Origin of the sequence: [Clostridium] hylemonae DSM 15053 (assembly GCF_008281175.1) — a bacterium.
In the GTDB taxonomy this organism is placed as follows: Bacteria; Bacillota; Clostridia; order Lachnospirales; family Lachnospiraceae; genus Extibacter; species Extibacter hylemonae.
Map to the genome: position 1 here is coordinate 3,648,527 of NZ_CP036524.1, position 22,982 is coordinate 3,671,508.

Consider the following 22,982-nt stretch of genomic DNA (forward strand, 5'->3'; position numbering starts at 1 on the left):
ATCCACACTCCCTTCTACTTCTTTTTCTTTTCTTTCTTCGGCTTCTTGCCTTTACCTTCTTCACCGTCCATGATCTTAGCCTGCTTCTGCTGATGCAGCAGTGATACAAGCTTCTCTTTCAGGTTCTTTGGATTCTCCCCTGACTGTATTCCTATAACGCCCTCGATAATGATCTGCTTGTACAGGATCTCCTCCTCATTCCTTATGCGCAGCTTCTTTGCGATCGGCATAAACATAAGGTTGGCCATGATACAGCCGTAAAATGTCGTGACCAGCGCGGTCGCCATACTCTCACCGAGTGTAGATGAAGAACCCTGGGACAGATCCATGCTCTTCAGCATGTTTATAAGTCCTACAAGTGTTCCGATCATACCAAAGGCAGGGGCATAACCGGCTGCTTTTTCATATATCGCGATCTCCTCCTCGTGCCGCTGGCTCATACTGTCGACCTCCGTCTCCAGCATCTCCCTCACCTTATCGGCCTCCATGGCATCGACAACGAGCATGATGCCCTGCTTGAAAAACGGGTCGTCCAGCTGATTTGCTTTCTCCTCCAGCGCAAGAAGCCCGTTCTTTCTCGCCAGCTGCGCGAATTCCACCAGCATATCTATCACAGGCTCCACCTGGAATTTCTTGTTGGACAGCAGTTTCGTAAAGTGTTTGCCGACGTTCTTCAGCATATTAAACGGGAAGCTGGCTATCACGGCACAGAGGGTGCCTCCAACTACGATCATAATACTTGCTACATCTATGAAGCTTCCGATCTTTCCTCCCTGCATGATCGCATTGACAATAAAGGCGAATCCGCCGACAACGCCCAGCAATGTGGTTATATCCATTTCTAAACCTCCTCATTCCGCGGATAATTAATACACTGATTATTGAAGACGATGACCTTTTTGATAATGTCGTCTTTATCTTCCCTCACGATATGGTACTTACCGTTCATCATGATTATCTTGGACTCAGGAATAAGCTCTATGTACTCGATCTGACGCGAGTTGATCAACACCGGCTCCCCGTTTAGTTTTGTTAATTCTATCAATTCTGTCCCCTCCTGTGGCAGTCCCGCGGGGAATCACTCCCCGCGGCTTGCTCTGTTAACGTTTCATATTGACAAGCTGCTCCAGCATCTCATCTGTAACTGTGATTATTTTTGAGTTGGCCTGGTACCCTCTCTGTGTCGTGATCATGGACGCCATGTCGCTGGCAAGCTCTACATTGGACATTTCGAGATAATTACTTAAGAAGTAATCGCCCTCAACCGCCGTTATCTGCCCCGCGTTTGGTCCCGCGCTGTAAAGATAACCGGCAGACTGTTCCAGGCCGTTTGGATTCTCGACCGCCGCCAGCGCAAGTTTTCCGATCGTGATCTGCTCCTTGTCAAATGTAATACCTGTGATCGTTCCGTCTGTTCCGATCTTATAAGTCTGTATCTTGTACTGTTCTCCAGTGGCATCATTTGGTATCTGCAGCGGCCTTAAAACATCTGTATCCCACGTGCCGTCAGCATTTTGTGTAAAGCCGTACACATAGTTACGGCCGTCATCTATGAGATATCCGTTATTGTCTACGGAGAAGATACCTACTCTGGACAGAGACAGACCACTCGTTGCAAAGTTATTTGAAGCTATTCCGTCTGTCGGATCTGCGATCATCGGGCCGACAATAAAAAATCCGTTGCCGTTTATCATACAGTTCAGCGGGTCCCCTGTGAATCCCCAGCTTCCTGTCGTGAAATTCGTTGTTATCGAACCGACGTTGACACCATAACCAAGCTGGGAACTGTTCTGTCCTCCCGTTCCCCCTGCGTTAACATTGCCCGCGGTACTGTTGATCACGTTCTGATACATGGCATCCTGGAAGTTTGCCGACCTGGATTTATATCCCCAGGTGTTTACGTTTGCGATATTATTACTGATCACGTCCATTTTTGATTGATGCGACCGCAGGCCTGCGATCGCGGCATACATTGATTTGACCATTTCTTTTGTACTTCCTCTCTTCTGTTTTCTCTGCCATACGCGCCTCTGTCATTCGGACATAAGGCCAAGCCTCCGTAATGGTCCGGCTATAGCAGTACGGCACTGTCAATATTGGTAAATATATTATTCTTCATCTCCTGTGCGTTCATTGTAGTGACTACCGTATTGTTCGTCACGTTTACGATAAACGCGCTGCTGCTTCCGATCACGACTACGTCCTTCGCTCCCTTGTCCCGCGCCTTATCCACCGCCTCTTTCAGATCAACGGCAAGCTTTGACGTCAGCTCGACGCCGCGCTCACTCATGCGCATGGCGGCATGTTTGGAAAACTGAAGACCCGTCCTTTGTATCTCTTTATCATACAGAGCGCCAAAGTCAGCCTTTTCCTCCTTCTGCCGGTAACCTTCATGCTGAAGACGCAGTTCCCGGACCGTGGAAAGATTACGTATTTCCATCGCCTTCTCCTTTGTCCCCTCCGTCTTCTATTGCCGAGTCAGGCACTTCCCCTACCGTCATGATCTGGGACAGCGAATACTCTTTTCCGTCTATGTACAGACTCGGGTTATTTCCCATAAGGATCCCGCTGACTGTGCCGGTCGTCGTCTCTCCGGTAAATTTTCCGTCCTCATCCACCTCTGCCATAGTCACTGTTTTTCCTACCATGGAAGAAGCATAAGATATCGTATTGATGGCATACATCTCCAGATTAATGGCGGACATCTCCGTGATCGCCTGGATCATCTGTGTCTGTACCATCTGCGCCATCATCTCGCTTGTATCCATCGGGTTGTCTGCATCCTGGTATCTGAGCTGCGCGGAAAGAAGCTTATAGAAGTCATTAATGGTCAGCTCGTTTGAACCTTTCGATGACGACGTCCCCGCTGAATTGCCTGCAGAACTCGTCCTTGCGGCCGCCGCATTATTATAATTGGCCAAAATATTTCCTAATGTGTTCATATCTCTTCCTCTCTCTAAGCCAGTCCCAGCCTCAGCTGCTGCAGAAAATCAAAGTTCTCGTGAAACTCTCCCTTATGCTTTTCTCTCTGCTGCCGGTCCGGTTCTCTGCCCTGTCCCTGGTCATTCTGCTCCTGCTGGAGATAATCCTCTGCGGGTCTTTCAACGATCACTTCCGTCTCATTGCCTGTCCTCGCTTCCATGATCCCGGCCAGTTCTTTTGCCTGCTGTGACATGGCCTGCATTGTCCTGGCCTCACTGCACACAATAGATATAACGGTCTTTCCCGCCTCATAGGCTGCCTTGATCACAAGCGTACCGAGATTGTCCGGATGGAGCTGAACCTCGAACTGCTGTTTTCCCGATACGATCTGCTTTACAATATCTGTTTTCAGCATGTCCATGTACTCTGCGCGTATGTCTTCTGCATGTACCGTCTTGTGTGCCGCCGGAACCTCTCTGACCACCGGTATATGCTCTGCTGTTCTGTCTCCTGCCTCCGGTATCTTCACTGCCGCCGCGCTTATTTTGGCGTCGTCTCTTTCCTCACGCATACCGCCTGTTCCGCCTGCTCCTGCCTCGTCTTCCCTGAGCTTTATCTGCTGCGGCTCTGCGGGTATCTCACGCTCCTGCGGCATTCGCGAAAATGTATCCTTTATGGTCTCAGTCTGTTCCCCGGGCATCTCTCTGACGGAAAATTCCTTTGTAGTTCCTTCCCTGCCGGCTAAAGCATCCGCATGTTTTTCAGGCGCCTTAATATCCGGTCTGTCCGCCGTAATGTCTGTAATGTCCTGAAGCTCCGGTAAAGACGCCGGCTTTTCTTTTGTGACGTACGCATTTTCTTCCAGAACCGGGACTGTTACGTACATTTCACTCATGATCTGCGCTGCATTTTCTGCATTTGGCACAGCCGGTATCTCTGCGCCGGCAGGAGAGGCTGTCTCTTCTTTAACGTCAGTCTCCTGTTTCTCTTCCTTCTTTGCCGCATGCTGCTCTTTTTGTCCTTTCAAGACCTCGTCGAACCTGAGCTGCTTTTCACCGTGCAGACTTTTGTCCTTTCGTCCGCTGTTGACTGCCATGCCGGTTCCCGGCACTTCTGCCACGATCGTGTTCATCTTCATCACCCTCCTTTCTTTTGTAATATTTATAGTAAAACTGCTATGCAGCTACTATCCCATTCTTGCGGCGGCAGAAGACGTATTGGCAACGAATTCCTCCACAAATATTTCCTCTGCCTTTCTCTCAGCCGCATTGTATTCTTTTTTTCTCTTATCTTTCAGCCTGTCTATGGAAGAAGCCTCTGTCTTTGCGGCGATAACTTCCACTCTCTTTTTTTCTTCCTCCACTTTCAGCCTGTCTATGATCTTCTCTGTCTTCTGGATCTTCCAGAGCACGCTCTCAAGATAGCCTTCATATATCTTCATCTGGCGTATCGTGCTTCCCCTGTTCTTCTCTTCCTCATATCTCATGCGGCAGACTGCGTGCTCTTCCTCGAGCATTTGAAGCCGCTCCTCTTCTCTTGCGACCTTCTGCACGATCTGGGCATATTCCGCCCGCAGGTTATGCTCGATCTGTTCCTTATATGTCAGTACCTTGTCCAGTGAAAAAGCAAATTTTTTCATCTGAATCCCTCCACAGCCGGACTCCGGGAATGATTTATTGATCAACCAGTATTTTTCTCATAACATCCAGCATTTCGTCTTTTTCGTATTTTCTATCGATCTCCTGCATGAGAAACCGGTTCACCTGTTCTATTTTAGAGATCGCGTGATCGAGCTTCTCGTTTGTTCCTGATTTGTAAGCGCCTATGGAGATCAGATCTTCATTCTGTTCATACACGCTCAGAATGTCACGCAGCTTTGACGCCAGTTCCCGGTGCTCCTCAGTTACAATGTCCGTCATCAGACGGGAAATGCTTGCGCTTACGTCGATCGCCGGAAAATGATTTGCATTTGCAAGCTTTCGGCTTAACACGATATGACCGTCCAGAATACCTCTCACCGTGTCCGCCACCGGCTCATTCGTGTCGTCACCCTCCACCAGAACGGTGTACACCCCGGTGATGGAACCATTTTCAAACTTGCCGCTTCTTTCGAGAAGCTTCGGGAACTCCGCATAGATGGACGGCGTATATCCCCTCGCGACCGGGGGCTCTCCTGTGGCGAGCCCGATCTCTCTCTGGGCCATGGCAAACCGGGTCAGTGAATCCATCATGAGCAGGACGTCCTTTCCCTGGTCTTTGAAGTATTCCGCGATCGTTGTCGCCACGATCGGACATTTCATCCTGAGCATCGCCGGCTGGTCCGATGTGGCTACGACAAGGACTGAGCGTTTCATTCCTTCGGGACCGAGATCCTTTTCTACAAATTCTCTGACTTCCCTTCCACGCTCTCCGACAAGCGCGATCACATTGATATCCGTCTCTACATTTCTGGCGATCATTCCAAGCAGCGTACTCTTTCCAACGCCGCTTCCCGCGAAGATCCCGATCCTCTGCCCTTTTCCGATCGTGTTCAGCCCGTCGATCGCCTTCACGCCGAAGTGCAGCTCCTCTGATATAGGCGGCCTCGACAGCGGATTGATCTTGGGACTTTCCACATAGTAGTACCGCTCGGATTCAAACGGGCCTTTGTCATCTATCGGGTTGCCGAGGGCATCTATGATCCTTCCTCTCAGAAATTGGCCGACCGGTATCTTCAGCCGCTTCTTCGTGCTTCTCACGAAGCTGTCTGTCCCTATGCCCGGCATGTTTTCGTATGCCATAAGCTGTATCTTTTCTCCCCGGAAGCCGACCACCTCTGCCGGTATCTGTTTTTTCTGCTCTTCGTTATAGATGAGCACGATGTCCCCGATATTGGCGCTCCCCCCGGATGCCTCCATGGACATGCCGGTTATGTTCTCTATCTTTCCAATATGGTTGATCGTCTCCGCTTTCATGATCATTCCCGGAAGGTCTTTCAGCATCTCTTTCACTCCAGTCTCGGCTATAGTCTAGCGTTATTCAGTATTTCCTTTATGTTCTCAAGCTGGGTCCCAACACTTATGTCTATGATCTCGTCAGGAAGCTCCACGATGCACGTGCCTTTTTCTTCCTCGTCCATCATGATGACCTTTACACTGTCCGCCATCTTGGACAGACTGCGCAGGAACTCGGCATCTCCCTGAATATCTAGCGTCTCTCTGCCGCTTCCTATGTATACTTTGGCCCAGGCCGCCTTCTTAAGCTTCTCCGTCGCTGCCAGTATCATCCGCTCGACTACGTCCTCACTCGTGCGAAGGCTCGTCTGAACGATCTTTTCACCGATCGAGAGCGCAATATTCTTCAGATCGTCGATATATTTTTCCAGGAGCTTGTCCTTTTCCTCCCCCACCTCTTTCACATAGCGGGCGATCCGCTCCTGCAGCTGCGCCATCTCTTCCTCAAAACGGAGGCGGTTTTCCTCCAGAGCCTTCCGGATGCCTTCTTTATAGCCTTCCTCTTCCCCTTGGGCGAATGCCTCCTGCCAGGCATCTTCCTTTATCTTATCCGCGCCTTTCCTGGCGGCGTCCAGTATGCGTTCTGCCTGGCGGGCCGCTTCCTCCAGTATGCTGTCGGCCCCGGAACTTTCCGGCTCCTCCTGCATATGATCCTCTGCGCCTGCTTCCGGCTCCTCCTCAAGGGAAAGCTCCTTATAGATCTCATACTTCAGCGCCTTGCTGCTGTTTTCTCTCTCATTCTTAAGTACCCTATACAATGATGTCATCCTTTCCGCCCTTGCCGATCACCAGTTCCCCTTCTTCATCCAGCTTCCGGATAATATTGACGATCCGCTGCTGCGCTTCTTCTACATCACGCAGACGCACGTTGACCGTAACTTCCAAGTCTGACTGCACCGTCTCTGCCATACGGGTAGACATGTTTGAGAAGAACAGCTGGAGCAGTTCCTGATTCGCATTCTTCAGCGCATAGACAACATCCTTCATGTCACAGTCACGTATAAAGCGTTGGATAGAGCGGTCATTCATCGTCAGGATATCTTCAAAGACGAACATCTTCTTCCGGATCGCTTCCGCCAGGTCCGGATCATCCTTGCCCATCTCGTCAAAGATATATTTCTCATTGCTCCTGTCCATATGGTTCATAACGTCGGCGATATAATCAATACCTCCGATCGTCGTAAAGTCTGTTGTAAGTATGTTGTCAAATTTCTTCAGCAGCTGTGTCTCAACTATCTTGATGGCATCCGGAGAAGCGCTCTCCATCCTGGCGATGCTCTCCACCACCTTCAGCCGCTTGCCCTCCGGCAGCTCCGCTATGAGAGCCGCGGCCTGCCCGGAATCCACATAGGACAGAATCAGCGCGATCGTCTGGGGCCTTTCATGCTGCAGTACGGAGAAGAGATTTTTCGTATCCATCTTACTGATAAAGTCAAAGGAGCGGTTTTTCAGATACTTGGTCATCTTCTTAAGAAGCTCGTTCGCCACTGATTCCCCATAGGTTTTTTCCAGCACGGAGCGCGCGTATTCCATGCCGCCGTCCGTGACTACCTTCTGCGTCAGGCATGATTTATAAAAATCATCCAGTACCGCTTCCGTCTGCTCTGCCTCCAGATGGCCAAGCTTTGCCACCTCCAGCGTCAGCTTTTCTACTTCCTCCTCAGTCAGGTACTTATATACTTTCGATGCCTTATCTGCGCCCAGAGCAGCTATAACAGCCGCAGCCTTCCGGCCCGGAGACAGATTGGCTGCATTATTCGTCTGCTTTTCGTCCATCCTGCTCTCCTCCATTCAGCCAGTTTCGGATCATCTGTGCGGATATTTCCGGATTTTCATCTGCAAAGTCTCTTACATTTTCACGCAGCTCCCTGCTCTTTTCATTCTTCAGGTTCAGTATCTCAGGTTTCCGTATTTCCTCTGTCACATCCGGAATGAGTAAGTCTTCCAGTTCCTCCTCTTCTTCCATGCGCCGTTTTCTTCTTCTGCGTATGAGGATCACCGCAAGTATGATTATCACCACGGCGATAACAGCCGCAACGGCAATGACCGGAAGATTATCCTTTATATTTTTGAGTATATTTGATACTTCTTTCGTATCCTTATCCGCGTTCTCTTCATAGAACGGGGCATTTACGATCGTTATCTTCTCCAGCCTGTCGGCAGCGGCGATACCTGTCGCATTTCCGACCAGGTCTCTCAGTTCGTTCATACTGATATTTCCGGCATTTTTACCGTTGATGGCTACGGACACCGTCAAATCCTCAAGAACTCCTGTATCCAGTTCTCCCTGCTCCTTCACCTGATTTACGAGGTAGTCTCTCGTGGCTGATTCACTGGCCGAACCGGAAGCATTGTTGTCAGTTCCGGCATTATATTCCGGTGTATCGGCATTGGTCTCGCTGCCTGCAACCCCTGTCCCGGCGCCCCCGCCGTTCACAGTATCCTTTGTGGTCGACTCGCTGGATACGATCCCTGTTTTGTCCTTTTCATCTATCTTTTCGGGCGTCGTGTACGTCGTAGATTCTCTGATGACCTTTTCCATGTTGACTTTTCCGCGGGCAGATACACGTATATTTTCCGCGCCGTAAAAAGAACCAAGGACATTGATCACTTTTTTTGATATCTGCATCTCTATGAGCTGCGCGATCTCTTCCGTGGCATTGCTGCCGGACGCGCTGCTCCCGTCTTTGTTTACAGAGACCTCGATCCCGTTGCCGTCAAACACAGCCACATTTTCCATCTCCATCTCCGGCACACTTTTTGCCACGAGGCGCTGGATCGCTGCCGCCTGCTTCTCGGACGGCGACTCCCCGCTCTCCATTGTGACAACAACAGAAGCGCTCGGAGTTCCGGCCTTTTCCCCGTCCTCCTCCAGAACATACTTCTGCTCTTCTTTCAGGGCTATATTGACTTTTGCGTCCTTCACTCCGTCAAAAAAGCGGATAGTCGCGCCTATCCGGTCCTGCAGATCATAGAGCTTATACGTCTCTTTCTCAGAATCGGTCGTCATTCCTCCTGAATTTTCTGTAAATACATCATAGGTAAACCCGCTCTTCGGATAACCCTCATACACAAGGTCTGCCCGGGTTTTATCCGCAACCTTCTCATCTACCAGAATATCTCCGTTTTCTTTGTACTGGAAGTCAACGCCTGACTCCTGCAGCTTTCCGATAATTTTGGTGGCCTCTTCTTCCGTCACCCCGGTAAAAAGCGTTGTATAATCCTTATGATTCAGGACGAGCGCGATTATGACGGCCGCGGCGATCACCGCAACCGCGGCTGTTCCGGCGATTATTTTCGTCTTTTTGCTATATTTACCAAGGAAATCTTTCAATTGACCTAATTTAAGCTTTATCTTATCCATGTCCTCGACTTATGTCCTTTTCATTTAATTCTTATAAGCTGATTCTCATCAATTCGTTATAAGATTCTAAGGCTTTATTCCTCAGCTGTACGAGCATATCCACTGCCATCTGCGCTTCCGACGCGGCGATCGGAACGGTGTGCGCATCGTCGATCTGCCCCGTTGCCAGCAGATACTGCTGCTGTTCCAGATTGGCCTGCGTATCCTTGACATCTTTTACCGCATTATTAAAGATATCAGAGAACAGGCTGTTTCCGCTCTGTTCTACATTTTCATTTCTTTTTAACGTCCCGATAGAGTCCATTCTCTGAATCGGGGTGATAAATCCGTTTTCTATCATGATCTCCCTCCTACTGTCCCTTGATCACTGTTCTGAGCCTTGTGATATCACTGTTTACAGAATTGATTCCATACTGATACTGAAGCGCTGTCCGCGTCAGTTCCACCATCTCCGCGTCCGCATTTACATTGTTTCCATCCAGCCTCGCCGTCTCCCCCGGTGTTTCATTGACCACGGCCGACGCTCCGGCTATGGCCTGCCTTACCTGGCGGCCGTCCCCGGCCTTTGTGGCCGCGGCAAGTCTTCTCTGAAACGTCTCCTCAAAGGTGACGTATTTAGATTTATACCCCGGAGTATCTACATTCGCGATATTATTCGATGTGACCCCCTGCTTTGTCCAGAGAAAATCCAGAGACTTTTCCATCATTCCGATTGTGTTTCCGTACATACTGTTAATCCCATTCATACACTCACTCTCCATAAATAGACTAAATTCGACACGAGTCGATAAAAAAAATTAAAGCTCCAGATATTTATTTTCAAATTCATCGACCGGCATAGGCTTATCAAACAGATAACCCTGCCCTAGTTCACAGCCGAAGTTCTTCAAGATCTCCCGCTGCGACACTGTCTCGATCCCCTCCGCCACAGAATGCGTCAGCTTTAGCTCCATACACATGCGAAGTACATATTCTGCAATGACTCTTGGCTTACCGCCGATCTCCAGCCTGTCTATCAGACTCTTATCCAGCTTTATCTCATTGAAATCCGCCAGTGACAACAGCGCCAGGTCGGAATAGCGGGAACCAAAATCATCAAGGGAAATGCGGAAGCCTGACTTCTGTATATCATCCAGAAGCTCTTTCAGTGTATCCCGCTCCAGCATACCGATGCTCTCTGTAACTTCGATCGTGATCTGTCCGGGATCCACCCCGAATTTCCTGCAGACCGCCCTCATCTTCTCTACTACTTCATCTTCCATCATCGTTACACGGGAGAAGTTAACGGCAATTCCCACATCCTGGCGGCCTTTTTCCTTCCATTGCTTCAGGATGCGGCACACCCTTTCCAGCACGTAGAAATCAATATATCTGATTATTTCGTCTCCTTCGTAACGGCTTACAAAGGAATTCGGAAAGATGATATTTCCATGCTCATCCAGTCTTCTTATGAGCGCCTCGGCCCCGCCTATCCGGTTATTTTTCAGATTGATCTGAGGCTGCAGATATACGACAAATCTGCCGGTCTCAATTTCTCTCTGAAGATTTTCTGCCAGTACGCCTCTGTACTTCTGAATACTTTTCTGTCCGACAGTTCCTCTCTTATAATTCTTCACCTTGTTGATATGCATTTTCTCATTGGCCACAGTGATCTGATAGTCGATATCACTCTCACCTTCAAACCAGCTTGAACCGATCGCTATCTGCAGCTGTTCATCCCATTTGGCGATCTTCTGCAGCTTCCTGACCTCTTCTTCAAACTCACTCTTCCTGATATCCAGGCAAAAGGCCACAAATTCATCATCGCCGACACGGTACACATAATCTCCGAAACACTTTATGAGCGTCTGTGCCACATATCTGAGCATATGGTCGCCCCACTCATATCCATAGGCATTGTTGATATTCCTGAGACTGTCGATATCCACTGTAACGATCCCGAACTCTTCCTGATACTGCTGTTCCAGCCATTCAACCATCTGCCGGGATTTCTTCCGGTTTCCAAGTCCTGTCAGATCATCAATATATCCCGAGTTTTTCGCTTCCTGCCAGATCTGTCTTTTTCTTATATCATTTACGATAAATTCAGGCGTCAGCCTGAGCAGCACCTCGACATCCGCATTTACCGTCGGATTGTCAACCCCCAGGAATCCGATCACCTCCCCCTCCAGTACGAGAGGCATCGCGAGAAGACTGTCTACATTCTGAGCCGCCAGAATTCTGTATTCCTCAGAATCATGATTTTTTTCCTTCGACAGCGATGAGATATTATATATCTGGCCTTTTTCAAACGCCTGCATCCAGCAGTCCACTGCAGACAGCGGCAGCTCCTGCAGGTTGTCTATCTGGGGCTTTATTCCTTTGCGGCATATCTCAAATGTATTCTTAAGCGACTGCTTTTCCTCGGTTATCTCAAAAATATACGCCCTGTCCGCATCATAATAATCCCGGATGATCGTCAGGAACGCGTAGATAGACTCATCTCCCTCCTTGCTCTCCCTGTTTAAGGCAAGCGCACAGTCAACAAGCACCTTCTGCACATCCAGTTCCTGCTTCAGTTTTCTCTCCATATCGCAGATCTTTGTGACATCCATGGCAAATTCCATGCGGGTCTTTCTGCCGTTAAAATTTACAATGATGCCCCGCTTTACAAATTCCCTCTTCATATACTCGTTGTAAAAGTTCCACTCATAAAAGGATTCTTCGCTGAGCAGATGATTTGTACAGAACGGGCACGGACTGTTTCTGTTCTGCAGTACCTCATAGCATGGTCTTCCATACCACTCTTCCATCTCAGGATTTCCCAAGATTTCAAGACCCTTTCTGTTCACAAAATACAGCTTGTAGTTCTCTATATCAGACAAATATGTGACATCATTACCTTCATTTACGATCAAAGATAATATCTCATTATCACTAATAGTCATATTTTTCTTATCCTTTCGTAACATTTTATCCCGTGTTCCCAAAGCCGCTGCAGCCTCGTCTTTCCCTGTCTGTACAAGGCTTAGGCCGCTGTTCTTTACGGGCGGGATCAGTGGCAGTAAAAGTAGACTTTTACCCCCATGGATGATATTATTACTTTGAATAATCGCTTTAATAAGTAGCTTCTTGCAGAAAAAATCTGAAAATCACAATTTTTACTGTGGAAACAAAAGTCTACAAATATTTCCATATATTTCCCAAATTATCGCCTTTTTTCGACCGCAAATCTGTACAATTTTACTCAAGTATTGAATTCTGCCTTATAAAAAGCATTCGTGATATGCTTATGAATCAGATGATCGTGCCGATATATATTAAGAGTGATTTATCTTCATAAGCTGTATTTATTACAAAACGAAAGAAAAGGGAAAAGGTGGTGTATCAGAATTGGAAAAATCATTCCAAAAAAATACGAAAACGATCCGGAGGAAGCTCGTGTCTTCTTTTGCAATTGTCACAGTTATCGCCAGTTTAGCTGGTATCCTCGGGATCATCGTAACTAATGTCATGAATTCGCAGTATACCGGCGCCATAAAAAATTATGGCTTTGCCCAGGGAGATGCGGGTCAGGCAATGGCATCGCTTGCAGAATCGCAGGAGCTCCTGTTCGCGACGATCGCGCTGGATGATCCGCAGCATGTCTCTGAAGCAGAAGAATTAATGAACAAGGCTTTGGCAGATGTAAGCACGCATATGGATGACGTAAGGCCTACACTTAAGACGGAGGGCGGCAAAGAAGCCTTTAAGAAATTTGAGACAGACTATGCTGCTTATAAAGAAAGCCTCCTCGGTCTGGCAGGGGAAGCCATGGCTGCTGACAAAGAGAATGAAGATCTTGTCGCAGAAAAGATAACTGACGAGAATGATCCTCTGTACCAGGCTGCCATGACAGATATGCAAAATCTTATGGAGTCAAAAGTCACAGGCGGCAATGAAGTTATCGACTCGTTAACGAACGCCTCGATCATAGCAATGGTGGCTGCTGTAGTTATCCTTTTAGCTGCTGTCGTTGTGATCATCGTAATAGCCGCAAGGCTGAGACAGCAGATCGCAATGCCTATACAGCGGTGCGCGGACCGTCTCAAGCTGCTGTCCCAGGGAGACATTACCACACCGGTTCCGGATGTCAGCGGTACAGTAGAAGTTAATGAAATGGTAGAATGCTCCAAGATCATTGTATCTGCGCTGAACCAGATCATCAAAGACGAAGAACAGCTTCTAGGCGGCATGAGCAACGGAGATTTCACAGTATCCTCCAATTGCAAGGACCTGTATATCGGTGATTTTGCTCCTCTTCTGGAAGCAATCAGAGGTATCTGCTTCCGCCTGAACGATACGATGGAACAGATCACAGAAGCTTCTGTGCAGGTAGACGCAGGCGCCGATCAGGTATCCAGCGGAGCACAGGCGCTTTCCCAGGGGGCTACCGAACAGGCAAGCTCTGTACAGGAACTGGCCGCTACCATCAACGACATCTCAACGCAGATCTCCGCCAATGCGGAAAACGCGCAGAATGCCAATGAACTGTCCAATCACGTAGGTTCTGATATCAATGAGAGCAACCAGCACATGAGCGAAATGACAGACGCCATGGCCGCAATCGGCGAGGCTTCCAACCAGATCGGAAAGATCATCAAGACAATAGAGGATATCGCGTTCCAGACAAATATCCTCGCTCTGAACGCTGCTGTAGAGGCCGCCCGCGCTGGTTCTGCCGGAAAAGGCTTTGCAGTTGTCGCAGATGAAGTACGTAATCTCGCCGGAAAAAGCCAGGATGCGGCACAGAATACGACTGCATTGATCGAAAACGCTATCTCAGCAGTGGAGAACGGTACTCAGATAGCCAACACGACGGCCGAGGCCATGGGCAAGGTAGTTACAAACGCGCAGGAAGTTGTCAATCTGATAAACTCTATCTCAGAAGCTTCCAAAACGCAGGCTGACTCTGTCGCTCAGGTAACACAGGGGATCGACCAGATATCCAGTGTAGTACAGACCAATTCCGCAACGGCGGAAGAAAGTGCGGCGGCCAGCGAAGAATTATCCGGGCAGGCAAGACTTTTGAAAGACCTGATGAGTTCCTTCAAGATCCGCGGGAAAGACAATGCGGCAAGTACGACTTCCTACACTTCCGAGAGTACATACTCAAGCTATACACAGCCGGTCTCCAGTGATAAGTATTAATTGGGAATTTTTGTTGGGGAATTGGGGTTGTGGTGTACGGCGCAGGAAAGGCGGCGGGAAGCGGCGGACCGGTCAGTGCGCTTGCAATCCGTAAGTAAAAAAGACGTGGTATTAACAGACACCGACAGATGCGCCGGAAAATCTGGATGATTTTCCGGCTTAGCTGTCTCAGGAACTGCGCTTGATGCGCAGTTCCTGGTCTGTTTATACCGCGTCTTTTTTACTAACGGATTGGCAAAGCTCCCTCCGACGGCCCGCCGCTTCCCGCCGCCTTTCCTGCGCCTGTTGCATCACATGACTCAAAATTCTCCAACGTTGGGAGGATTCCCTGGCGGGTTACATGGATCTGCACTGTGGCTGTTACGCCTCCCCATCTGACGGAGCGTCCTGCCGCACCCCTGCGCATCCGCACTCTTCACCGTCCACTGCCAGAACACTCAAAACTTCCTCAAAATTCCCCATCCACATCTGAGAGTATGGAGGTGAGTTTCATCTCCATCTGTATACGCAACAGATCCACGAGATTTGACAAGTATCCGCTGTCTGCCTGTACGGCCTGCAGGGGAACTGTTTCTCCGGATTCATATTGCTGTGACGCCGCCTGGGAGACGGTTCCGTTTACTGTTATGTCTTCTCCTGCGTATTCCATCACTTTTTTCACGTATGACTGTGTCTCTTTAAAGGGCGGGATACCTCCGTACTTGTCCACATTTCCGCTTCCGGCGTTGTACGCGGCAAGGGCAAGCTTTACATCTCCGCCGTATTTCCTCAGCAGATCTGCTATGTAGGAAGCTCCTCCCATGATGTTCTCTCTCGCGTCATAAGGATTGGATACTCCAAGCGCTGCCGCTGTTGCCGGCATGAGCTGCATGACTCCGATGGCGCCTGCCTGAGAGACTGCCGAGGCATTAAAGGCGGATTCTGCCTTTCCGATGGCTTTCAGCAGATTCGCGTCTACGCCGAACCTGGAAGCCGCCTCCTCAAATATGGCATTCATGGATGACGGAAGGCTGTCAAACAGAGTGGCTGTGCTGTTTTTCCGGGACTTGGCGGCAAATATCTGCGAAAAGCCTGCGCCTGCCCGCTGCGTGCGCTCCGTGCTGCCGTGCTGTCCGTAATACAGATTTACCGGCAGTCCGGAGCCGAAGCTTACAGGATCAAAATTATAGTTATTGTAATACGCCATCTTCTTTCCTCTCCTTCTTATATTTTTCCTTTGTAAAATCTTCTTGTTATTTTTAAAATCCGAACGTATAATAAATTTTATACTATAACAGATTTTAATAAATGTCAAAACAGAAAGGGTACTGTTATGTTTCTGATAGACTGCCACAAAGCAAGTATTTATACGATAGACAACGAATATCTCTGCGATGCGCACGTTTCCCATATAGCAGACCGCTCTGCGCTTCTTACTTTTGAAGAACCGTACGGCGATATTCTGCGCTCCGAAGTGCTCGTAACCTTTTATGATAACGCAAAGGGTCTCGTATCGTGCAGCTGCCGCCTTTCAGACTATAAGGAATATGCCGTCTCCCCGGGAGTGAAGCACAGCAGCGCGCTCTGTTCCTTCGGCGAGGTCGTCACAGCCCTCCAGCGCAGAAATGATCTGAAGGTCCGGGTCGATCTCCCCGCCCGTCTGTCTTATACAGACGGCGAAGGAAAGACGATCCGGTCGGACGCGTCCATACGTGATATCAGTGCTGGCGGCGTTTTCGTCATATGTTCCTGCACGCTTTGTACCGGACAGCAGTTTTCCCTCTCCTTCCGGGCCGGCCAGAAGGAGCTTCTCTTGACTGCAGAGGTCATCCGTATCGATGATGCCGGATATGGCTGCCGGTTTCCAGATATGACATCCAGCCAGGAAGCGTCGGTCCGAAGCTTTGTTTTCCAGCAGGATTCACGTAACAAACGGTTCTGATATCAGGACGGTTCTTCCCCGGGTGGATCCGCTTCCTGTACCTCAGGTTCCTCTGCCTGCGTCTCCTGTTCCTGCGGTTCCTCTGATTTTGGCTTGTAATTCAGGAAATAGATATATATGTCCACGATCGCCTGATACAGTTCTTCCGGTATCTCAGATCCGAGATCCAGCTGGGTCAGAAGCGTCGCCAGAGAGTTGTCTTCATATACTGGCACTCCGCTTTTTTCTGCCGTCTCTACAATCTTTTCCGCCAGATACCCCATGCCCGACGCCACGATGACCGGAGACGCCTGTTTGTCCTCATCATACGTCAGCGCGACCGCTTTTTTGTTCAGCAATTCATTAAATTCTGACATTGATCGAATTCTTCCTTTCAAATATTTTCGGAAATGCTTCGGAGACCGGGATGGATCTCTGTCCGGATTCGACGAACAGTTCCTCCGTCTTTATCTCATTTTCCGCCAGTATCTGCGTGATATCGCGGCGTATGGCATCAAGGCTTTCATCCAGCGCTTCCGGACAGTTCATCTGAAGCCGGATATTCCCATCCTGGTAAATAAAGTAAAGGTCAAAAAATCCCACATCCTGTACGTCAAACTTTACCAGTCCCTGTACCGTACGCTTCCGGCTGCCGTCTTCCTCCCGCCTGTCTCCTTCTGCGTCCGGGTCGATCCACATCTCTGCGAACATCAGCCGGCCGTTCATCTGTAGCGGTATCATCATGTGCAGCACCGGCATATAGACACTCTCATTGAGCAGCACTGCCTGCATCAGATTCCTGAACACCGCCTTATTCTCACTGCCCGCAGCTCCGGATACGCCTTCGTCTATGAGTGACGCCAGCTTGTCCATCCACTTCTGCTGGCGCACCGACTTTTCAAATTCTGTGTTTCCAAGCACCTGCATGAGCATAGCCGGATCAAATCCCTGGAAATACTTCTGCATTCCCTGGAATTTCATAAGCTCGCCGAACGCCTCCATAAGCCGTACGCCGGAACTGTTCTCACACCTTGCCGTGTACGCTGCCAGCTGGGCTGTCATATCCCGCAGCGTCCCCCGGTCGTGGGTCCCTGAGATATAGCGGTTGAGAAATGGAAGAATCTTTTCCTTCAAAATGGAGGCATTCTCCTCCATCCCGCTGCTGCCGGCCCCTGCCTTGTAATTCAGTTCCCCGGACATGGACTCAAGCTGTTCCCCTGCGTCCTGGAACATTTTCCCTTTCAGCGTTTCCAGCAGATGGCCGATATTGTGCATAATGTGCGGGCTCTCCGCCATATCCGTATACCGTCTCACGAAGTCGAGCACGAGGCTTTTAAGCTCCACAGAATTCGTCTGTTCCATCACCTGCCGGAGAAGTGAAAAGAACGCCCCGTTAAACCGGATAGACGCATTGCCCTGACCTTTGACAAATGCCAGAAGTTCCTTCGGCTCCACGTCCACCATGGCGAGAAACTCCGCGATCTGCTGCGCGTAACCGTCCTGAAGTCCGGATTCTGCCAGTGTAGAAAACCTTTCAAAAAACAGTTTTGAAAATTCTTCCGCCATGGCAGGCATTTCCCGCATCTGCTGTATGAAGTTGTCATAGTTCGATTCATACTGGAACTTCAATCCTACATTCTGGTCCTGGGACGCGGAATCACTTCTTGCGTCCGGCTTCATGACCTTCTCGGGATTTACCTGTCCCTGGATGGCCGGATCCGTATTTCTGACCGGGTTTGTCCTCACAGAATTCGTATTTTCATATCCCGCCACAGGGGTCGTTACTTTTAAAATATTTGACATTTTTTCACCTACTGTAATTATCTTTTGACATTTTCAGCCGATATATAGACTATATGAGTACATTAACATAACATCCTCTGGATTTGCAATGTTATTAAATACAAATTAAAAATAAGGTGGTGCACAAAGATTATGGACAATATGACTGACAGCCTGCTTGAGACTTATCTGTTTGAGACCAATTCTCTTTTGGAGCAGCTGGATGAACTGCTCATCAATGCCGAGAAGGCAGGCGAATTCACATCCGACGATGTTAACGAGATTTTCCGCAGCATGCACACTATCAAAGGCTCCTCCGCAATGCTGGAATTCCAGCCTTTGATGGAGGTAGCACACCACATCGAAGACTTGTTCTTCTTTATCAGAGAAAATGGAACAGGTTCCCTGACAGATGATCAGAAAAGTGAACTGTTCAATCTGATGTTCAAGTCAACCGACAGGCTGAGGGCAGATGTGGAAAAGGTGGAAAACAACGAGCCTCTCAGTATGAATATCGACAGCTTTGTAAATGAAATTAACAGTTTTTTGAACGAACTGCGCTCAAAAGATGAAAAAGACGCGCCAAACGCACAGTCTGATACCGGACAGGCAGGGGATCCAGGCAGTGAGACCAGTTCCGGCAAAGCGCCAAAAGACATTCCGGATATGAATGCCCCGTACATTGTGCACGTCTTTTTTGAAGAAGACTGCGGCATGGAAAATCTGCGCTCCTTTATGCTGATCACCGCCCTGAAGGATACCGATCTGGAATTTTCCTTTACCCCGGAAGATGTGGAGACCAATTCCGATACGAGTGACGTCATTGCAGAGCAGGGATTTTACCTCGCCTTTCTTTCACAGGAGGAAGCGGAATCTGCCATAAAGATCATAAGCACAACGAGCAATATCCGTTCCTACGAACTGATCGAACGGCCTCAGGACGTTCAGAAAGAAGAAGCTCCTGCCGCCAAACAAAGCAGCCCTTCGGAAGAAAATAAAGCAGCGGCCGCTCCTGCTGCTTCCAAACAGCCTTCTCCCGCCGGCCACGCGAAACAGAGCCTGATCAGCGTAAACTTAAGTAAGCTTGACCAGCTCATGGCGATCGTCGGAGAGATCGTGATCACGGAATCTATGGTGACCGCTTCGCCGGAACTGCAGAATGTGAAGCTGGACAGCTTCCTCAAATCAGCCCGCCAGCTGCGCAAGCTGACCGATGACCTGCAGGATATCGCCATGTCTCTGCGGATGGTCTCCGTCTCCGGTGTATTCCAGAAGATGAACCGGATCGTGCGGGATATGAAGAAAACGCTGAACAAAGATGTACGCCTCACTATCGTCGGAGAAGACACAGAAGTGGACAAAACTATCGTGGACAGTATCGGCGACCCAATCATGCACATCGTGCGCAACGCCATGGACCACGGCATTGAAGAGGACGTGCAGACCCGTATCAGCGCCGGCAAGCCTCCCCAGGGGGAGATCAAGCTCTCTGCACGGCATACGGGAAGCGAAGTCATCATCACTGTGGAAGATGACGGCCAGGGTATGGATACAGATGCCATCCTCGCCAAGGCAGCGAGAAACGGCATCCTCACGAAACCGGAAGAAGAATATTCCAAAAAAGAGATACTGTCACTGCTTATGCTGCCCGGTTTTTCTACAAACCAGGAAGTGACCGAGTATTCAGGCCGGGGAGTAGGGCTTGACGTCGTCAGGAAAAATGTGGAAGCCATAGGCGGAACCGTCTCGATCACAAGTGAGAAAGGACAGGGAAGCTGTACGACTCTGAAGATTCCGCTCACGCTCGCCATTGTAAACGGGATGGAGATATCCATCGGCAAAAATGTATTTACGATACCGATCGCCCATATCCGGCAGTCGTTCAAGGCTGAGCAGAAAGATATCATTCTGGATGCTTCCGGACATGAGATGATCAAGTGCATGGACGAATTCTTCCCTATCGTACGTATCCACGATATGTTCAATATGGAAGAAGGATACACAAATATCGAAGACGGCATTTTGATCTGGGTGGAAGCAAGCGACAAATCTTACTGTATGTTTGTAGACCAGCTGCTCGGCGAACAGCAGGTTGTAGTGAAGCCGCTTCCGTCTTACCTGAACAACTTTAATATCAAGCATTCCGGAATCAGCGGATGTACTATACTTGGAGACGGGAATATCAGCATCATTCTCGACGTCGCCAGCGTGTACACAGCTGCCCAGGAAATGTTTTAACTGGAATAAGGAGGTTAGAGATATATGCCAGATTCTATGATGCTAGACGAGACAGCAGAGGATATAGTCGTATCCGAAACTACAGAACGTTTTCTCACTTTCATGTCTGACGGCCTTGTTTTTGGCGTCAGCACGGAAAATGTGATCGAGATCATCACCAATTATATGATACGTCCCCTTCCTATGGTTCCTGATTATATCAGGGGGATCATCAATCTGCGGGGGCAGGTTCTCCCTGTAATGGACATCCGCCTGCGGATGAACAAACCATTCCGGGAATATACCTCCACTACATGTATCATCATATTGGAGATCAATTCTACACTGATAGGTATTGCCGTAGATACCGTGCTGCAGGTGCAGGATATTGATACTGCCGAAGCCTCTCCTATTCCGGTCGAGAACCGCCAGGAGCTCACCAATGCCATGATATCACTGGATGACGGGACCGTTGTGCTTCTGCTCGACTGCGATGCGATACTGCGTATCTGATAAACAAGAAGGGATGTATTGCATATGTTAAGCTTATCTGAACGAGATTTTCAGCGGCTCGTAAATTTCGTCAAGACAAATTACGGCATCAACCTGGAGCACAAGCAGCAGCTCATTGCCGGCAGACTTTCCAATGTAATCACATCCATGGGGTACAATACTTTCAGTGAATATATCGATCACATCCTCTCCAGAAAAAGTCCGGAGGATATCGAAATTATGCTCAACAAGCTGACGACGAACTATACGTACTTCATGCGCGAGGAGGCACATTTTGATTACTTCCGCACCACAGTCCTCCCCTGGCTTGAGCAGACTAAGAAAAACCGTGTCTTAAGCATCTGGAGCGCCGGCTGTTCCTCGGGACAGGAACCTTACACCTTATCCATGATACTAAAAGATTATTTTGGTTCCAAAACCGGAATGTGGGACACGCGCGTACTCGCCACCGACATTTCACAGAATGTGCTTGACACAGCCGCAGCCGCCGAATATGAGGAAGAATCACTTCGCAATCTTCCGGCGGGATGGAAGGGAAAATATTTCAGGAAGTCGTCTAAACCAGGTTTCTATACGGTGGCGGACTGCATCAAATCAAATGTGATCTTCCGGCGGTTTAATCTCATGGAACCGATACGGTTTAAACTGCAATTCGATGTTATCTTCTGCCGGAATGTAATGATCTATTTCGACCAGCCAACCAAGGAGGCTCTCGTAAAACGGTTTTATGACTCCACCGTCCCGGGGGGATATCTGTTCATCGGCCATTCCGAAAGCCTTCCAAAATCTAATATTGATTATAAATATGTAATACCTGCCGCATATCGCAAATAAGCATGCGGCAGGTTATTACGATTTAAAAAGGGGATATGAAATGACAGAAAATAATAAAATACGCGTCCTCATAATAGATGACTCTCTCGTGTTCGACAGGTTTCTATCTGAAGCACTTCCAAAAGCCAGCAGCAATATAGACGTAGCCGGTTATTTTATGAGTCCATACGACGCTCTGACAAAAATACCTGTACTCAAACCGGATGTCATAACGCTGGATGTGGAGATGCCGGGTATAAATGGGATTGATTTCTTAAAGAAACTGCTTCCGCGCTATCCGCTCCCGGTCATCCTCGTATCTTCTCTCAATGTCAATGTGTTTGACGCACTCTCAAACGGAGCGGTAGATTTTGTCAAAAAACCTGATATGAGCCGCAACTATACTGCACAGCTGTTCGTACAAAACCTGTGCGCGAAGATTCTCATAGCTTCCAGAGCCAAAGTTAGGCTGCCGGAACCGCCGCGCCCGAGCCTGGAACCGGCTTCACCGCCGCCCGCGGACAGCTCTGCAGCTTCAAAAGAAAGCGTCCAGGCACACTTTTCACTAAAAGCCAACAACACTCTGATCGCCATAGGCGCCTCCACAGGAGGCACCGAAGCAACACTTGAGATACTAAAGAGACTCCCGGCCGATATCCCCGGTATCGTCATCACTCAGCACATGCCGGAAGGCTTCACAAAGATGTATGCAGACCGCCTGAACCGGCTCTGTAAAATGGAAGTCCGGGAAGCGCAGAACGGAGATATCATAAGACCCGGCCTGGCGCTCATCTCACCGGGAGGCGACTTACAGACAAAAGTCGTCCGCATAGGAAGCAAATATACCGTCAAATGCTATCCCGCAGAAAAGGTCAACGGACACCGTCCTTCTGTGGATGTTCTGTTTCATTCAGCGGCAGAAGCCGCGGGCGGTTCCGCCGTCGGCATTATCCTGACCGGCATGGGGCAGGACGGCGCGGAAGGCCTCCTGCACATGCGCCGGTCAGGCGCCTACACGATCGGCCAGGACAAAGATTCCTGCGTCGTATATGGCATGCCAATGGCCGCGCACCGTATGGGAGGTGTTGTAACACAGGCCCCCTGCTGCAATATAGCGGATATAGCGGTTAAATATTTAAAAAATCTATAATGTCCCTCTGCAATTCCTACATTTTGGGGCAAAATGACCCCTTTTTTCAATAATCCACAGAATATCAACAAAGCCGCCCCGGTTTATCACCGCGGCGGCTTTTCTAAAACGTATCCGGTTATGGCAGGAACCTGTCCCCCGCCTTATACACACTTTTGA

The 22,982-nt window shown here is 49.1% G+C and carries 23 protein-coding genes; 6 read left to right on the forward strand and 17 right to left on the reverse strand.

The annotated features are described in order from the left end of the window. Positions 1-14: 14 nt before the first annotated feature. The 14 genes from LAJLEIBI_RS17145 to LAJLEIBI_RS17210 form a co-directional block, all read right to left on the reverse strand. The gene (locus LAJLEIBI_RS17145; RefSeq protein ID WP_006443411.1) at positions 15-839 is read right to left on the reverse strand and encodes a motility protein A; all 825 of its coding nucleotides are present in this window, start codon (positions 837-839) and stop codon (positions 15-17) included. A gap of 2 nt (positions 840-841) precedes the next feature. Beyond that, positions 842-1,045, reverse strand: coding sequence for a flagellar FlbD family protein (locus LAJLEIBI_RS17150; RefSeq protein WP_006443412.1), 204 nt, complete (start codon positions 1,043-1,045; stop codon positions 842-844). A gap of 55 nt (positions 1,046-1,100) precedes the next feature. Further along, positions 1,101-1,985, reverse strand: coding sequence for a flagellar hook-basal body protein (locus LAJLEIBI_RS17155; RefSeq protein ID WP_006443413.1), 885 nt, complete (start codon positions 1,983-1,985; stop codon positions 1,101-1,103). Positions 1,986-2,071: 86 nt separating this feature from the next. Further along, a complete protein-coding gene (locus LAJLEIBI_RS17160; protein WP_006443414.1) occupies positions 2,072-2,440 on the reverse strand; it encodes a TIGR02530 family flagellar biosynthesis protein in 369 nt (122 codons plus the stop codon). Then, a complete protein-coding gene (locus tag LAJLEIBI_RS17165) occupies positions 2,427-2,942 on the reverse strand; it encodes a flagellar hook capping FlgD N-terminal domain-containing protein (protein WP_006443415.1) in 516 nt (171 codons plus the stop codon). The genes LAJLEIBI_RS17160 and LAJLEIBI_RS17165 overlap by 14 nt, the downstream gene beginning before the upstream one ends. Positions 2,943-2,956: 14 nt before the next feature. Continuing rightward, positions 2,957-4,054, reverse strand: coding sequence for a flagellar hook-length control protein FliK (locus LAJLEIBI_RS17170; RefSeq protein WP_040435097.1), 1,098 nt, complete (start codon positions 4,052-4,054; stop codon positions 2,957-2,959). Between the two features lie 54 nt (positions 4,055-4,108). Further along, a complete protein-coding gene (gene fliJ / locus LAJLEIBI_RS17175) occupies positions 4,109-4,561 on the reverse strand; it encodes a flagellar export protein FliJ (RefSeq protein ID WP_006443417.1) in 453 nt (150 codons plus the stop codon). Between the two features lie 34 nt (positions 4,562-4,595). Next, positions 4,596-5,903: a flagellar protein export ATPase FliI gene (fliI, locus tag LAJLEIBI_RS17180; protein WP_006443418.1), complete on the reverse strand. Its 1,308-nt coding sequence runs from the start codon at positions 5,901-5,903 to the stop codon at positions 4,596-4,598. A gap of 20 nt (positions 5,904-5,923) precedes the next feature. Beyond that, positions 5,924-6,682 (reverse strand): FliH/SctL family protein, encoded by a 759-nt coding sequence (locus tag LAJLEIBI_RS17185; RefSeq protein ID WP_006443419.1) that lies wholly within the window; start codon positions 6,680-6,682, stop codon positions 5,924-5,926. Next, the gene (fliG, locus tag LAJLEIBI_RS17190) at positions 6,666-7,706 is read right to left on the reverse strand and encodes a flagellar motor switch protein FliG (protein WP_006443421.1); all 1,041 of its coding nucleotides are present in this window, start codon (positions 7,704-7,706) and stop codon (positions 6,666-6,668) included. Before fliG ends, LAJLEIBI_RS17185 begins: the two co-directional genes overlap by 17 nt. Beyond that, complete coding sequence (gene fliF, locus LAJLEIBI_RS17195; protein WP_006443422.1) at positions 7,669-9,279, reverse strand: flagellar basal-body MS-ring/collar protein FliF; 1,611 nt, start codon at positions 9,277-9,279, stop codon at positions 7,669-7,671. Before fliF ends, fliG begins: the two co-directional genes overlap by 38 nt. A 31-nt stretch (positions 9,280-9,310) precedes the next feature. Further along, positions 9,311-9,619, reverse strand: a complete 309-nt coding sequence (gene fliE / locus LAJLEIBI_RS17200; RefSeq protein WP_006443423.1) for a flagellar hook-basal body complex protein FliE — start codon at positions 9,617-9,619, stop codon at positions 9,311-9,313. A gap of 10 nt (positions 9,620-9,629) precedes the next feature. After that, a complete protein-coding gene (gene flgB / locus LAJLEIBI_RS17205) occupies positions 9,630-10,007 on the reverse strand; it encodes a flagellar basal body rod protein FlgB (RefSeq protein WP_171031648.1) in 378 nt (125 codons plus the stop codon). 69 nt (positions 10,008-10,076) lie between these two features. Further along, positions 10,077-12,206 carry a sensor domain-containing diguanylate cyclase gene (locus LAJLEIBI_RS17210; protein WP_167534353.1) on the reverse strand — a complete coding sequence of 710 codons (2,130 nt, stop codon included), beginning with the start codon at positions 12,204-12,206 and terminating at the stop codon, positions 10,077-10,079. A gap of 445 nt (positions 12,207-12,651) precedes the next feature. Between LAJLEIBI_RS17210 and LAJLEIBI_RS17215 the strand changes: the two genes are divergently transcribed. Beyond that, complete coding sequence (locus LAJLEIBI_RS17215) at positions 12,652-14,448, forward strand: methyl-accepting chemotaxis protein (protein WP_006443428.1); 1,797 nt, start codon at positions 12,652-12,654, stop codon at positions 14,446-14,448. Between the two features lie 448 nt (positions 14,449-14,896). On the opposite strand, the gene LAJLEIBI_RS18850 is transcribed toward LAJLEIBI_RS17215, so the two are convergent. Next, positions 14,897-15,634 carry a lytic transglycosylase domain-containing protein gene (locus tag LAJLEIBI_RS18850; protein ID WP_050765512.1) on the reverse strand — a complete coding sequence of 246 codons (738 nt, stop codon included), beginning with the start codon at positions 15,632-15,634 and terminating at the stop codon, positions 14,897-14,899. Positions 15,635-15,760: 126 nt separating this feature from the next. Between LAJLEIBI_RS18850 and LAJLEIBI_RS17225 the strand changes: the two genes are divergently transcribed. After that, the gene (locus tag LAJLEIBI_RS17225; protein ID WP_006443432.1) at positions 15,761-16,369 is read left to right on the forward strand and encodes a PilZ domain-containing protein; all 609 of its coding nucleotides are present in this window, start codon (positions 15,761-15,763) and stop codon (positions 16,367-16,369) included. A 2-nt stretch (positions 16,370-16,371) separates the two neighbouring features. Here the strand turns inward: LAJLEIBI_RS17225 and LAJLEIBI_RS17230 are convergent, their stop codons facing one another. Both LAJLEIBI_RS17230 and LAJLEIBI_RS17235 read right to left on the reverse strand, forming a co-directional pair. Next, positions 16,372-16,725: an EscU/YscU/HrcU family type III secretion system export apparatus switch protein gene (locus LAJLEIBI_RS17230; RefSeq protein WP_006443433.1), complete on the reverse strand. Its 354-nt coding sequence runs from the start codon at positions 16,723-16,725 to the stop codon at positions 16,372-16,374. Next, positions 16,712-18,151 carry a hypothetical protein gene (locus tag LAJLEIBI_RS17235; protein ID WP_006443434.1) on the reverse strand — a complete coding sequence of 480 codons (1,440 nt, stop codon included), beginning with the start codon at positions 18,149-18,151 and terminating at the stop codon, positions 16,712-16,714. The genes LAJLEIBI_RS17230 and LAJLEIBI_RS17235 overlap by 14 nt, the downstream gene beginning before the upstream one ends. 132 nt (positions 18,152-18,283) lie before the next feature. Here LAJLEIBI_RS17235 and LAJLEIBI_RS17240 point away from each other — a divergent pair, with 132 nt between their 5' ends. From LAJLEIBI_RS17240 to LAJLEIBI_RS17255, 4 genes are read left to right on the forward strand one after another with little or no spacing between them, the layout of a single operon-like run. Continuing rightward, the gene (locus LAJLEIBI_RS17240; protein WP_006443435.1) at positions 18,284-20,368 is read left to right on the forward strand and encodes a chemotaxis protein CheA; all 2,085 of its coding nucleotides are present in this window, start codon (positions 18,284-18,286) and stop codon (positions 20,366-20,368) included. Positions 20,369-20,392: 24 nt separating this feature from the next. Next, a complete protein-coding gene (locus LAJLEIBI_RS17245; RefSeq protein WP_040435100.1) occupies positions 20,393-20,860 on the forward strand; it encodes a chemotaxis protein CheW in 468 nt (155 codons plus the stop codon). A 24-nt stretch (positions 20,861-20,884) separates the two neighbouring features. Further along, a complete protein-coding gene (locus LAJLEIBI_RS17250) occupies positions 20,885-21,694 on the forward strand; it encodes a CheR family methyltransferase (protein WP_006443437.1) in 810 nt (269 codons plus the stop codon). A 40-nt stretch (positions 21,695-21,734) separates the two neighbouring features. Continuing rightward, complete coding sequence (locus LAJLEIBI_RS17255) at positions 21,735-22,823, forward strand: protein-glutamate methylesterase/protein-glutamine glutaminase (protein ID WP_006443438.1); 1,089 nt, start codon at positions 21,735-21,737, stop codon at positions 22,821-22,823. The last annotated feature ends 159 nt before the right edge of the window (positions 22,824-22,982 follow it).